The sequence below is a fragment of the Vibrio sp. 2092 genome (genome assembly GCF_033339635.1).
Classification (GTDB): Bacteria; Pseudomonadota; Gammaproteobacteria; order Enterobacterales; family Vibrionaceae; genus Vibrio; species Vibrio alginolyticus.
On record NZ_JAWOUY010000008.1, the window covers coordinates 127,606 to 141,345 of the forward strand.

General features: G+C 43.1%; 14 protein-coding genes. 10 read left to right on the forward strand and 4 right to left on the reverse strand.

Translation table 11 applies throughout. From position 1 onward, the window contains the following. Window positions 1-5 precede the first annotated feature (5 nt). Window positions 6-689 carry an ATP-dependent zinc protease gene (locus tag R7P80_RS15315; RefSeq protein ID WP_005388032.1) on the forward strand — a complete coding sequence of 228 codons (684 nt, stop codon included), beginning with the start codon at window positions 6-8 and terminating at the stop codon, window positions 687-689. A gap of 129 nt (window positions 690-818) precedes the next feature. On the opposite strand, the gene R7P80_RS15320 is transcribed toward R7P80_RS15315, so the two are convergent. Together R7P80_RS15320 and R7P80_RS15325 are read right to left on the reverse strand one after the other, a co-directional pair. Next, window positions 819-1,355 (reverse strand): hypothetical protein, encoded by a 537-nt coding sequence (locus R7P80_RS15320; protein ID WP_017634623.1) that lies wholly within the window; start codon window positions 1,353-1,355, stop codon window positions 819-821. 154 nt (window positions 1,356-1,509) lie between these two features. Beyond that, window positions 1,510-1,884: a YgiW/YdeI family stress tolerance OB fold protein gene (locus R7P80_RS15325; protein ID WP_005376220.1), complete on the reverse strand. Its 375-nt coding sequence runs from the start codon at window positions 1,882-1,884 to the stop codon at window positions 1,510-1,512. 155 nt (window positions 1,885-2,039) lie between these two features. Here R7P80_RS15325 and R7P80_RS15330 point away from each other — a divergent pair, with 155 nt between their 5' ends. The 4 genes from R7P80_RS15330 (at window position 2,040) to modC (ending at window position 6,136) form a co-directional block, all read left to right on the forward strand. Further along, on the forward strand, window positions 2,040-3,491 hold the full coding sequence (locus R7P80_RS15330) for a cobyric acid synthase (protein ID WP_054728981.1): 1,452 nt from the start codon (window positions 2,040-2,042) through the stop codon (window positions 3,489-3,491). A 69-nt stretch (window positions 3,492-3,560) separates the two neighbouring features. Further along, on the forward strand, window positions 3,561-4,316 hold the full coding sequence (gene modA, locus R7P80_RS15335) for a molybdate ABC transporter substrate-binding protein (RefSeq protein WP_225491816.1): 756 nt from the start codon (window positions 3,561-3,563) through the stop codon (window positions 4,314-4,316). Window positions 4,317-4,343: 27 nt separating this feature from the next. Further along, complete coding sequence (gene modB / locus R7P80_RS15340) at window positions 4,344-5,033, forward strand: molybdate ABC transporter permease subunit (protein WP_054575979.1); 690 nt, start codon at window positions 4,344-4,346, stop codon at window positions 5,031-5,033. Further along, on the forward strand, window positions 5,030-6,136 hold the full coding sequence (gene modC / locus R7P80_RS15345) for a molybdenum ABC transporter ATP-binding protein ModC (RefSeq protein ID WP_054575980.1): 1,107 nt from the start codon (window positions 5,030-5,032) through the stop codon (window positions 6,134-6,136). The genes modB and modC overlap by 4 nt, the downstream gene beginning before the upstream one ends. A gap of 76 nt (window positions 6,137-6,212) precedes the next feature. Here the strand turns inward: modC and R7P80_RS15350 are convergent, their stop codons facing one another. Next, complete coding sequence (locus R7P80_RS15350) at window positions 6,213-6,650, reverse strand: DUF3069 domain-containing protein (protein ID WP_005376232.1); 438 nt, start codon at window positions 6,648-6,650, stop codon at window positions 6,213-6,215. Between the two features lie 273 nt (window positions 6,651-6,923). On the opposite strand from R7P80_RS15350, the gene R7P80_RS15355 reads away from it, so the two are divergent. After that, entirely contained in the window at window positions 6,924-7,883 is a 960-nt protein-coding gene (locus R7P80_RS15355; protein WP_017634619.1) for a diguanylate cyclase, read from the forward strand. Window positions 7,884-8,133: 250 nt separating this feature from the next. On the opposite strand, the gene R7P80_RS15360 is transcribed toward R7P80_RS15355, so the two are convergent. Further along, window positions 8,134-9,372: a sensor domain-containing diguanylate cyclase gene (locus R7P80_RS15360; protein ID WP_182038277.1), complete on the reverse strand. Its 1,239-nt coding sequence runs from the start codon at window positions 9,370-9,372 to the stop codon at window positions 8,134-8,136. Window positions 9,373-9,625: 253 nt separating this feature from the next. Between R7P80_RS15360 and R7P80_RS15365 the strand changes: the two genes are divergently transcribed. The 4 genes from R7P80_RS15365 to pntB all read left to right on the forward strand — a co-directional run bounded on the left by R7P80_RS15365 (window position 9,626) and on the right by pntB (window position 13,693). Then, window positions 9,626-9,994: a late competence development ComFB family protein gene (locus tag R7P80_RS15365; protein ID WP_213869755.1), complete on the forward strand. Its 369-nt coding sequence runs from the start codon at window positions 9,626-9,628 to the stop codon at window positions 9,992-9,994. Window positions 9,995-10,035: 41 nt separating this feature from the next. Beyond that, window positions 10,036-10,317: an HlyU family transcriptional regulator gene (locus R7P80_RS15370; protein WP_005376244.1), complete on the forward strand. Its 282-nt coding sequence runs from the start codon at window positions 10,036-10,038 to the stop codon at window positions 10,315-10,317. 434 nt (window positions 10,318-10,751) lie between these two features. After that, window positions 10,752-12,308: a Re/Si-specific NAD(P)(+) transhydrogenase subunit alpha gene (locus R7P80_RS15375; protein ID WP_054575447.1), complete on the forward strand. Its 1,557-nt coding sequence runs from the start codon at window positions 10,752-10,754 to the stop codon at window positions 12,306-12,308. Window positions 12,309-12,316: 8 nt separating this feature from the next. Continuing rightward, complete coding sequence (pntB, locus tag R7P80_RS15380; RefSeq protein WP_005376248.1) at window positions 12,317-13,693, forward strand: Re/Si-specific NAD(P)(+) transhydrogenase subunit beta; 1,377 nt, start codon at window positions 12,317-12,319, stop codon at window positions 13,691-13,693. The last annotated feature ends 47 nt before the right edge of the window (window positions 13,694-13,740 follow it).

Consider the following 13,740-nt stretch of genomic DNA (forward strand, 5'->3'; position numbering starts at 1 on the left):
TGTGGATGAAAAACTGGAAACTGATTCTGCCGCTTATGATGAGCGGCAGTTTAATTGCTTGTACGTCAACTCAAACGACGCAGGAACCTGTTGAGCCAGAGTCGCCAAAGGTCGAAGAGCCCGTTAAAGTCGAGCCAGAAGTGAAACCTGATGTAGATCCAAAGCCAGAGGTGGAGCCCAAACCAGAAGCGAAACCTGAGAAAAAGCCGGAACCAAAGCCTAAGAAGCCAGTCAAGGTCACAAAAACACCCGATGGCATGTTAATTCTTGGTTCTGAAGAATGGGTTTATGTTCCTGAAATTGACCAGACTTTCAAGGCTAGAGTCGATACAGGTGCGACAACATCATCAATTAGTGCGACTGACATTGTTCCGTTTGAGCGTGATGGTAAAGACTGGGTTAAATTTAAGATAGATTTAGGTGACAAAGACACCAAAGAATTTAAAGTACCCGTTGAGCGCTGGGCTAAAGTTAAGCAGTCTTCGTCAGAAGAGGTGGATAAACGAGCGGTGGTAAAAGCCTACATTACCGTTGGGGATCACAAAGAAAAGACAGAGTTTACGTTAGCGGATCGCGGACATATGACGTTTCCAATTTTGCTTGGTCGAAGCTTTTTTAGAGATATCGCCGTTGTAGATGTATCGAAAAAATATGTGCAAGATAAACCTAAAAAAACCGCTAAAAACTGATGTATTACAGCTAGTTTCTGCTACAAGCTAATAATTCGTGATTAACAAAAAATGGCCTCCAAAATTGGAGGCCATTTTTATTGAATCATATGCTTGCTTGTGATGCCCTGGTAGTCATAGTCATGTCCACTAAAATGCAAAACGAGCAGACATTACAATTTGCTGGCCATAGACACCATTATTTTTGAAATCTGCACCAAGCGATAGTTGCTGAGTAGAGTGGAATCGTGCGCCCAGATTGTAAATGGTGTTCGAATCGTCATTATCTATGATTTGGCCGATACGGCCATGTAGCTCAACATTTTGCATAAACCAAATACGAGTGCCAATATTCACTTCCGTGCGCCATTCGTCGCCGACTTTATCACTGCCGTTCTCTTTAATGTTGTGTACCAACATTTGGCCATAAATATCTGCAAATTGGCCTGCTGGCCCATTAAAGCCTATACCACCAGCAATGTCCCAGTCTCCGCTGAATTCACTGTCTGCGCGAGCAATGAAATGGGTATTCTCTGTAAAGTAGGTATTGAACTCGCCACCAAATGTACCAGGGCTAGTGCCCATGCGAAATTCCATCGTGTTGTAGTTGAAATTATTTGCATGTGCGGAAAGTGGCAAAATAGCACACAAACCAAAGGCTGCAACCTTTAGAGCTTTACCTAGCATGGTGTCTCCGGGCAAGATGATTAAAATGAACAAAAAAATGGTCTGCAAAAAGCAGACCAAGATTGATAAAGCTATCATTTTAAGTGCTTGCCGTCACTATTTAGCTGTAATCGTCACTACATCATGTTGATATGCACAGCAATCGGGGTTTGTTTTACATGACTACGAGTTGTTCGACTTCAATCTCTGGTTTGTTCCCGCCTTCAAATTCGCCAAACAGACGGACTTTAGTCGTGTGATCAATCGGAGTATTTAGCTGAATATCGTCATCGAGTTCGACCATCACTTCACCGGAACCATCGCTAAAGACAAACTTATCCGCGCGAACTTGACGCAATAAGTTACCTTCAACGACCACATCTTTTTCAGTAAACATATTGGAGTCGTTTAGCAAGGCATCCAATTTTTCCACAGTGACAGGACCGTTAAACTGCAAGTTTGATTGGTTTTGAGCGTTATCTTTCGCGAACGCGATAGAAGGAGCAATAGCTAAGGCGGCGATTGTTGCGATAATTGTATTCTTTTTCATGTTACATCCTCATCGGTTTGTTTTGATGGGGTCATTAAAACAGGGCTTGTTTGAACCAATGATGATTTCAACATTCATATTCTATTCATTTGCTTGAGTAAGTGGGGACGATGACGTTATGATTGTTCATCTTCCTCTATTCCTTACGAATGTTCATGAAATCAGCGATCCCATCTTTAATGGTTCAAGGCACCACTTCGGATGCCGGAAAAAGTGTCCTTGTGGCAGGTTTATGCCGTGTATTAGCAAGAAAAGGGATAAATGTTGCCCCATTTAAGCCACAAAACATGGCACTAAATAGTGCGGTAACCAAAGATGGCGGTGAAATAGGTCGAGCACAGGCCGTTCAGGCACAGGCGTGTAATATTGAGCCAACCGTACATATGAATCCGGTTTTGATTAAACCTAACAGTGATACAGGTGCTCAGATCATTTTGCAGGGTAAGGCGATTTCCAATATGGATGCGGCTGGCTTTCATGATTACAAGAAAGTGGCGATGGACACGGTGTTAGATTCCTTCTCTCGTCTGACTCAAGAATTTGATTCGATCATTATCGAGGGCGCGGGGAGTCCTGCTGAAATCAATTTACGAGAAGGCGATATTGCAAACATGGGTTTTGCTGAGGCCGCTGATGTACCAGTGATCATTGTCGCTGATATTGATCGTGGTGGAGTGTTTGCACATTTGTACGGAACACTTGCGTTACTTTCTGAATCTGAACAAGCGCGAGTAAAAGGATTTGTTATCAACCGTTTTCGAGGTGATATTCGTTTATTGCAATCGGGCCTCGATTGGCTAGAAGAAAAAACAGGTAAACCTGTACTTGGTGTACTTCCTTTTCTTCATGGTTTGAATTTAGAAGCAGAAGACGCGATCACTGCACAGCAAGAGTTGCACTCTGAGGTAAAACTGAATGTTGTTGTGCCTGTTTTAACCCGGATTAGTAATCATACTGATTTTGATGTGCTGCGATTGAATCCAGACATCAATCTACGTTATGTAGGTAAAGGCGAAAAAATAGATAAAGCCGACCTGGTTATTTTGCCTGGGACCAAATCGGTCAGAGACGATCTGGATTATCTAAGAAGCCAGGGGTGGGATAAAGATATCTTGCGTCATATTCGTCTTGGTGGAAAAGTGATTGGTATCTGTGGCGGCTACCAGATGCTTGGAAACTTGATTGATGATCCAAACGGCGTCGAAGGCCAACCAGGTCAAAGCGAAGGACTTGGCTTGCTTGATATCACTACGACGCTAACTAACAGCAAACAGCTTACAAACACACAAGCACAGCTTTCTCTTAACGGCAAAACAGCCAATGTAAAGGGTTATGAAATCCACGTAGGGCGAAGTGAAGTACGGGGCCTGCAACCTCTTACATTTAGTTCCGGTGAAGCGGAGGGGGCGATCAGCGAGTGTGGCCAAATCATGGGAACCTACCTTCACGGGTTCTTTGACGAGGCAGATGTCTTAAGCCTGGTATCAGAATGGGTAAACGGCACCCAAATCAAACAACAAGACTTTGAAGAGTTAAAGGAGCAAGGCATTAATCGCATCGCAGATGCGATAGAACAACATATGCGCCTTGATTTTTTGTTTAAATAGCACATTAACTGATTGAACTTTATATTCAAATAACCTGTTCTTTCGCTTGCCTTGTATTGGAGTATCTCTATGAAAGCATGGAAACAGCATGCTTGCCTTGCGGCAGTATTAAGCATTTCATTTTCAGCAAATGCAGCAACGAACCTAAAAGTGTATGCAGCCTCTTCTATGACGAATGCGATTAACGAGGTCGCGCAAAACTTTGAAGAAAAGTATGACGTTTCTATCACTCCCGTTTATGGTGGTTCTTCTTCTATCGCTCGACAAATTATCAATGGCGCACCAGCGGATGTATTCATTTCTGCGAACACGAAATGGATGGATTATTTGGTCGATAAAGAGGTCATTTATCGTGACAATGTCACAAATCTAGTGCGCAATAGCTTAGTGTTGATTGCGCCTCAGTCTTCAGAATTAACCTCATTTAACTTTTCTGATGCAAAGGCATGGGAGAAGGCATTGCATGGAAATCGTCTTGCTTTAGGCAATCCGACGTCAGTACCTGCTGGTATGTACGCGAAAGAGTCATTGACTACACTGGGTGTATGGAAAGCGGTTCAAACTCACGTCGCACCAGCAAAGAATGTGCGCTTAGCTTTGGCGTTGGTTGAACGTGGAGAAGCGCCTTTAGGTGTGGTCTACAAAACCGATGCTCAGTTAACTGATAAAGTCAAAATTGTCGGCGAATTTGCGAGTGATACGCATGCGGCTATTGTTTACCCGGCTGCAATTGTGAATGATTCTACTGAGTCGGAGCAGTTCTTCCAGTACCTAAAATCGGACGAAGCCGCACGCGTTTTTGCTCAATATGGCTTTCAGCAATAAACCGGCCTTCAATTATAGGAACGAAGCGTGACAGAACTGGAATACCAAGCCTTAATGTTAAGCCTCAAAGTAGGCTCGTATGCAGTACTTTGGCTGATTCCTCTCGGCGTTTTTCTTGCTTGGCTACTTTCTCGAAAAACGTTCTTTGGTAAATCGATTCTCGATAGCTTAATTCATTTACCACTGGTATTGCCGCCAGTGGTAATCGGCTATTTGTTGTTGATTTCTTTAGGACGACAAGGGTTCCTTGGAAAGTGGCTCTATGAAAACTTAGGGGTAGTCTTTAGCTTTAATTGGAAAGGGGCAGTCGTCGCTTGTATTGTCGTGGCTTTGCCTTTGATGGTTCGTTCAGTACGCTTAAGCTTAGATAGCGTCGACCCTAAATTGGAGCACGCAGCCTCTACGTTAGGCGCTTCTCCTTTAAAAGTGTTTCTCACCGTCACGTTACCACTGACCATTCCCGGAATTATTACGGGCACGATGCTGTCATTTGCTCGTAGTCTTGGCGAATTCGGGGCGACGATCAGTTTCGTCTCTAACATTCCGGGTGAGACCCAAACGATTCCGCTGGCAATGTACAACTTTATTGAAACGCCAGGTGCAGAAATGCAGGCGGCTCGTCTGTGTATCATTTCTATCGCGTTAGCCTTGTCTACATTAATGATCTCTGAATGGCTAAATCGTAAAGCGGCAAGCAGATTGGGTGCGAAACAATGACGATTAAAGTCCAATTTAAACAAATGCTTGGTGAGACTGACTTCGACATCAAACTTAAGTTACCCTGTAACGGAATTAGTGCCTTGTTTGGACGATCTGGTGCAGGTAAAACGACGTTGATTAACATCATCAGCGGATTGGTCACTCCAAGGCAAGGGTATGTTGCGGTTGGTGAGCATGTTTTGTTTGACAGTGAACAGGGAATCAACCTACCAACGCACAAGCGTGGTATTGGTTATGTGTTTCAGGATTCACGTTTGTTTCCTCACTATTCGGTTCAAGGCAATTTGTTATATGGCGTTAAAGAAAAAGATGACGAGTATTTTGATGCAGTCACCGAACTCTTGTCTATCAAACCGTTACTAAAGCGCTTTCCGGTATCACTTTCTGGTGGTGAAAAGCAACGTGTTGCGATTGCGCGCGCATTGCTATCTAAGCCCAATTTGCTTTTGATGGATGAGCCACTTGCCTCACTCGATATGCCAAGAAAGCGTGAGGTAATGCCTTTTCTCGAGGAGTTGTCGGAGAAGGTAAATATCCCTATTATCTATGTCACACACAGTCTCCAGGAAATTTTAAGGCTTGCTCAGCACCTTGCAATTATTGACCAAGGTAAAATTTCGAGTTCAGGTAAGCTTGAGGAAGTGTGGGCTTCTCATGCTATGCGTCCATGGCAATCTTTCTCAGATCAAAGCAGCTTATTTGAAGGCCGGATTGCTGAACATCATGAACGTTATGCACTGACTTGTATCAACCTTGCACCTAATGTATTCCTGTGGGTGCAAAAGATTGACGGAACACCAGACACGCCAATACGCTTGCAAGTGCGTGCCAATGACGTTTCTATCACGCTCGAGCAGCCCAAGGCGACGTCGATTCGAAATATTCTGCCTGCTATTGTCGATTCCATCGAAGTGTTTAACGCAGCCGATGACAAACAGAGTATTAATGTATCACTCAAGCTAGACGAGAAATGTTATTTGTGGGCAACGATCACACCGTGGGCCCTTGACGATCTCAACCTAAAAGTTGGTAGCCGTGTTTTTGCGCAAATTAAAGGTGTCAGTGTGACACAAAAAGATATGGCACTAGCGCCTCATTAACCGTTTAGACTGATTTACGCATCATGATCAAAAAAGGCCGCAAAGTGCGGCCTTTTTTACTAGAAGAATGTCGGAATTACTTCGCGAATACTTCTTTGAATTCACGCTTAAGAAGTGGGTCACGGCGTGCTTTCTTCAGTTGCTTAACCATGTCTTTCACGCAGTTGTGAAGCACATTATCAAGTAGTTGAGCACGGTATTCTTCTTTATCTTCATCTGTCATGTTTTCTGGCAGATTAAGAGTCGGAAACTCTTCCATCACATTAATACCAGCGAATGCTTGGCCTACAGAAACTAGAGCATGAAACTGTTCAAAGTTGTCTAGAATGTTCTGTGCACTTGCTGGCATTTCGTCCCATGATTCACGTACCGCTTCTTCAGACACTTCATGGATAGAGGTAACCATTTCGAACATTTGCTCTGGAACTTCGTCAAATTCGATAACTTTACGTAGCTCTGGAGAAATGCTGGCTAGATCGATTTTTTTGCTTTCGCTGTTAGTTGCTTCTGACATGGTGTGTCTCTCATTACAAAAAGGCGGGAATATTAATACCAAATGCATCAAATAGCTATACCCATTAACCCGCAAGATGACCAAAGTGAATGAGTTTGTTGAACTTCTGCTCACAGGCCATGATTAGATAGGGTAACGTCCAGTCTAACTGCTTTATGCAATGGATTCCGTGATATTCAAACAAAAATATAGCACTTAATTATGAGTCAAATGCAACAACTCTATGAGTATGGTATATGTTTAATAAAGACATAATTAAAAATGGAACGCGTTATGCAACCGACAGGGACATCGATGCGAATCCTTCTGGTTGACGATGTTCAGCTAGACAGGATGCAGTTGGCTATTCGTCTAAAGCAACTTGGACATATTGTAAAAGCCGTAGGTAGTGGACTAGAGGCGTTAAATACCTACGAGAGTTTTGATCCGGAACTGGTGTTACTCGATATATCAATGCCAGATATGAACGGTTTTGAAGTCTCTCTTCATATAAGAGAAACGTTTCCGGATTGGATCCCAATTATTTTCTTGAGTAGTCACGAAGAGCCAGAAATGATTGCTAAAGCCATAGATGCGGGCGGTGATGACTATTTAATTAAGCCGGTAGATAAACTGGTACTGAACTCTAAACTTATCGCAATGCAGCGTATTGCTCATATGAGACGAGAGCTTAAGCAAGCGACAGCTCAATTGGAGCAGGTTAATCAACTTTTGACTCAGCAAGCGAATGAAGATGGCCTAACCAAACTCTATAACCGCCGTTATATCGACCATAAGTTGGAATCGATGGTTGCATGGCATGGCCGTCACAACATGCCAATGGCTTTGATTCTATTGGACGTCGATTTTTTTAAACCGTTTAATGATAACTACGGTCATATTGAAGGCGACCGTTGCTTACAAGCGATTGCGAATCAACTAAAGGCGACGTTTTGTCGCTCTGGGGAATATGTAGGTCGATATGGTGGAGAAGAGTTTGTCGTGTTGCTAGGGTGTACCGACACTCAAACAGCAGAAAGAGAAGCCGAGCGTATACAAGAGGCTATGTATTTTCTCGATTACCCACATGAGTATTCTAGTGTGTCAAATAGAGTGACAGTGTCACAGGGTGTTTTTGTTTTTCAACCGACAGGGAAAGAAGTGCAATCAGACTTGTATGCAACCGTTGATAAAGCACTATATACCTCGAAGTCTTTGGGAAGAAACACACATACTGTAGTTAATTCTTTTTAAAAACAAAATCTTATGAATGCTATTCTTTTTGTTGCGTTGTCACTTTTGGTGGTTATTTTAAAGCTAACTCAAAGTAAGATAGGCAAACAGTGCGAACGGAATGTCGCAATCGGGCGTATACCTTATACCTTTGATTAGATAGATAACATCGGGATAGTGGCAACGATGAGTGCAGTTATTATGCTGATGGGGAAGTTCGGTTTTGTTGTAAACCCGGACAAGCTTGTTAACTTTCACGATTGGTGAGGGTCTAACGAAGCTTTATGCAGTTACGTCCGGCCTTTTTCGCTTTGTAAAGTGCTTCGTCCGCTAATTTAATGACGTCCAGAGGAGCTTGCCCACTCCGGCTATCAGCAACTCCGAAACTTGCGGTAACAAAAACCGACTTTCTTTTCGAGCTGTTGCTACCACGACGTTTTTGTCCTTGTTTATGGTTCTCAGGGCGAGATTCTTCATCGCGTAATATCATCTCGTATTCTGCAATCGATTTGCGAGCTTCTTCCAAAAAGTTCTTACATTCGTCAGCGTATTTGCCTTTAAAAACGATGGTAAATTCTTCTCCGCCAAATCGATAAACTTTTGCGCCGCCTGGGGTTTTAGTGAGGCGCGAAGCGACCATTTTTAGAACGTCATCACCAGTATCGTGACCGTAGGTGTCGTTAAACTTTTTAAAATGGTCAACATCAAGCATTGCGATCGTGAACTTCTTACCCATGTGTTTTAGATCGAGATCAAGTGCACGTCTGCTCGGAATCAGCGTTAGGCTATCGGTGAAAGCCAGTTGATGGCTAGCGGAAGCGGCATAAATAATGATAAGCAGCCCTGTTAGCGTAAACATGGTGCTTGATATGTACTGCACATCAAAGGAAATGAACGTCGCAGACGCCAATACCATGGCAGAGTAGGTCATCGCATGGATAATTTCATTCTTCTTTAAAACAAGGATTCCAAGAAAACAGACAATACCCACGCAATATAAAACAAGAATTAAAGGCAGTTTAGAGACCGTAGGTACAATAAATAAAATACCGCTTGTCCATTGTTCAAACCCTCCTTCAACGTAATATGCTAGCGTTAGATAAGACCAAAGAACGAACATTGCTAACATCAAGATGTAAGTCAACATGGCTCTAGAGTCAAAACCTTCTTTACTAAACAAAAATACCGTAAGAAACGAGACAGGAAGTAACGTGGCTAAAATGGTTAGCTCAAGTAAAGCGGTACCACTTTGAAGAGGGACTTGTAGGCGGTGCTGTATCACGAAGTAGGCTAGCAACATTGCCAAGCACACCATGGACTCTCTGCCTTGCTTAAATGAATAACAAAGGAGTAGCGCACAACCTAATAGTATGTACGGCAAGTTTGCGGCAATGCCCCAGTTTGCCTGAGTCATCTGAATAATGCTGTCCATGCCCGAACTCACTATGCCCAGTAGCAAAAAAGGGAATAAGAATCTGAAGCCTGATGAAGTCATTGACGATGAGGACATCTATTACAAACTGCCTGAAAATAGTTGACTATATAATTGGTTAGGTAAATCGTTTTATCAATATGGATATTTATCCGTTATTGAATTTCGAACTTTGAGAATTAGCAAGAATACGTCTATTTGTTCCTTTTCCCAAGTATTTTGGAAGACATTACGGCAAAAAGAGAGAGATTGATTAAATTAAGAGCAATCAATAAGTTGTTATAAACAAGTCGTTGCTATACTCATTTCATAGGAAAAAGGAGATTTACAGATGCAGATAAGCTCAGATGTGCACAACTACATGGAAACATTAGTAGGCCAGGTTCTCAGTTTGCCCGAATTTTTAGAACAGTATGACAACGAACAGTTAGCCGATATTGCTTGCCTTGCGCTTATCCAGCTCAAGCCTGTCTATATCCGTCATGATATTGATTTTTTGTCTTCACTTTCTGAACAAAAATTAAGCCAGTTTAAGCAAAGCGCGGATATAGCGGTGAAAAACGCCGCAGAAATGGTGAAAGAAGACAGGCGTAAGAACCGAGAGTATGATGTGCCTGTAATTTTTTCCCATACTAGTTATGATGATGACAAAGAGTTGGATTGGTATGAAAAACCGATCCTTAACGTTAATATTAAGTAAGAGTCGCTCAGTTGACTAGTGAGCTGACCCAAGGAGGAATCGTGGGATTTTTTTCGCGTTTGTTTGGTGGTAGTGAGAAAACGGTTGAAGCCAAAAATATCGAACCAGTTGAGTATAAAGGTTTCCTTATTTACCCAGAGAGCCTTTCAGAGGGCGGACAATATCGCATCGCTGGTCGAATAGAAAAGCATGACAATGATGAAGTGAAAACACATCGGTTTATTCGCTCCGATTTGCTTGGCTCAGAGCAAGATGCCAATGACCTTATGTTGAAGAAATCTCAAATGTTTATTGATCAAATGGGCGATAAAATCTTCGACTAGCAATTTACTGCAATTTGATTCCAGTCATCTTAAAAAGAGCCATTAGTGTATATGCTAGTGGCTCTTTCTTTTTAACGCTTAAATCTCTGTTAAGTCAGTATTTAATCGTTACCTGGTTAGACCTCAGTCTAGTACGGTGTTGCGTTGTTATTTTTCGTGTACAGAGCGACAATAATTCATTACTTAGCGTTATATGTAATGAAATTTAGTATTTAAATTACAAAACACTTGAAGTAATGAGACGCGTTCGATACAAACAGAATAATAACAGGGCTGTTAGTCAAGGTGTTATTGTGCAAATGGGTGTCCCCAAACATCATCTTTCGTTTGCAATTGTCTTGCGTGGTAAACAGATAGAAATAAAAAAGAATTAGAGTAGAGCGACGCTCTGTTTTGGGACTAATTTATTGATATGTATACAAGGAGTATGCGTTTTGCAAATCGGTGTACCTAAAGAGATACTCGCGGGTGAATCGCGAGTGGCTGCATCGCCGAAGTCGGTTGAGCAGTTAATAAAATTGGGATTCGATGTCGCGATTGAATCCCAAGCGGGGGTGCTAGCGAGTTTCGATGATGCCGCTTATGAAGCAGCTGGTGCGAAAATCGTTTCTAGTGAAGAAGTTTGGGCATCTGGCCTTATTTTAAAAGTTAATGCGCCAATTGTGGATGATGAGCAAGGCATTGACGAAATTGCGTTACTGCAAGATGGAGCAACACTGGTTAGCTTTATTTGGCCGGCTCAAAATGCTGAGTTGATGGAACAACTTTCCAGTAAGAACATTAACGTTCTTGCCATGGATTCCGTTCCTCGTATCTCACGTGCACAAGCCTTAGACGCGCTATCTTCGATGGCTAATATCGCTGGTTATCGTGCAGTGGTTGAGGCAGCTCATGAGTTTGGTCGTTTCTTTACAGGTCAAATTACGGCTGCCGGTAAAGTACCTCCAGCGAAAGTATTGGTTGCGGGTGCTGGCGTCGCTGGCTTGGCGGCTATCGGTGCTGCAGGTAGCTTAGGTGCCATTGTCCGTGCGTTTGACGTCCGCCCAGAAGTAAAAGAGCAAGTTGAATCGATGGGCGCTGAGTTCCTGACCGTTGACTTTCAAGAAGAGTCAGGCTCTGGGGATGGCTACGCAAAAGAAATGTCTGATGACTTCAACAAAAAAGCGGCAGAGTTATACGCAGAGCAAGCTAAAGATGTTGATATCATTATTACGACCGCGCTCATCCCTGGTAAACCTGCGCCGAAGTTGATCACCAAAGAAATGGTCGACAGCATGAAAGCGGGCAGTGTAATTGTTGACTTGGCAGCCGCTAATGGCGGTAACTGTGAATATACAGTGAAAGACCAAGTTATCATGACGGATAACGGGGTAAAAATTGTTGGTTACACTGACATGGTTGGTCGTTTGCCTACACAATCTTCTCAGCTTTACGCGACAAACCTTGTTAACCTTCTAAAACTGCTGTGTAAAGAGAAAGATGGCAACATCAATATTGATTTTGAAGATGTTGTTATCCGTGGCGTTACCGTGGTGAAAGAAGGTGAAGTTACTTGGCCAGCGCCACCAATTCAGGTTTCAGCTCAGCCGCAAGTGAAACAAGAACAGCCTGTGAAGCCAGAGCCTAAAGTAGAAGAACCTACGTCTCCAACGAAGAAAATTATTGGTGTGGCAGCGGCTGTTGGAGCCTTTGCTTGGGTTGCTTCTGTTGCTCCAGCGGCGTTTCTCTCTCACTTTACTGTATTTGTTCTAGCGTGTGTTGTCGGATACTACGTAGTATGGAATGTTACCCATGCACTTCATACTCCACTAATGTCAGTAACGAATGCTATCTCTGGCATTATTGTCGTTGGTGCATTACTGCAAATTGGACAAGGTAATGGCGTCGTTTCATTCCTATCTTTTATTGCTGTATTGATCGCGAGTATCAATATCTTCGGTGGTTTCACCGTCACCAAGCGTATGCTTGAAATGTTCCGCAAAGATAAATAGGAGTCACAATGTCTGCAGGATTAGTACAAGCAGCTTACATTGTTGCTGCATTATTTTTCATCATGAGTTTGGCGGGGCTTTCAAAGCAAGAGTCTGCTCGTAATGGTAACTACTACGGTATCGCTGGTATGACGATCGCGCTGATAGCGACGATCTTTAGCCCAGATGCGCAAGGTTTTGGTTGGATCATTATCGCGATGGCGATAGGTGGTGCGATCGGTATTTTCTATGCGAAGAAAGTAGAAATGACCGAGATGCCAGAACTGGTTGCGATTCTACACAGCTTTGTAGGTTTAGCTGCGGTTTTAGTTGGCTACAACAGCTACCTAGATGCGCCAGAAGCAGCAACACATGCTGAGCATGTTATCCACCTTGTAGAAGTATTCTTGGGTGTGTTCATCGGTGCCGTAACTTTCACCGGCTCAATTGTCGCATTTGGTAAGCTGCGTGGTGTGATTTCTTCGTCGCCACTTAACCTGCCTCATAAGCACAAAATGAACCTCGCAGCGGTTGTTATTTCTACGCTTCTTATGATCTACTTCGTAAAAGCAGATGGCAGCATGTTCGCTCTTATTGTGATGACTTTGATCGCGTTCGCATTCGGCTACCATTTAGTCGCTTCAATCGGTGGTGCTGATATGCCAGTTGTTGTCTCTATGTTGAACTCATACTCAGGTTGGGCAGCAGCGGCAGCAGGTTTCATGCTAGCAAATGATCTATTGATTGTAACAGGTGCTTTGGTAGGTTCATCAGGTGCGATTCTTTCTTACATCATGTGTAAAGCAATGAACCGTTCGTTTATCAGTGTTATTGCCGGTGGTTTTGGTCAAGAGATAGTGATTTCAGGTGACGAAGAGCAGGGCGAATATCGTGAAACAACGGCTGAAGAAGTTGCAGAGATGTTGAAGAACTCAAAATCAGTAATCATCACTCCAGGATATGGCATGGCAGTAGCTCAGGCACAATACCCTGTTCATGAAATTACTGATGTACTTCGTTCACAAGGTATTGAAGTTCGCTTTGGGATTCACCCAGTAGCGGGTCGTCTACCGGGGCATATGAATGTGTTACTCGCTGAAGCAAAAGTACCGTATGATATCGTTCTTGAAATGGATGAAATCAATGATGACTTTGCTGAAACCGATACCGTATTGGTTATCGGTGCTAACGATACGGTCAACCCAGCCGCACTGGAAGATCCGAACAGCCCAATCGCTGGTATGCCCGTATTGGAGGTATGGAATGCGAAAAACGTAGTGGTATTCAAGCGCTCAATGAATACGGGTTACGCAGGGGTACAGAACCCACTGTTCTTCAAAGAAAATACATCAATGCTATTTGGTGATGCGAAAGAAAGTGTTGAGTCTATTTTTAAAGCACTTTAACCATTCTTGATTTAAAACTATACAGGGTCAGCAATCGCTGGCCCTTT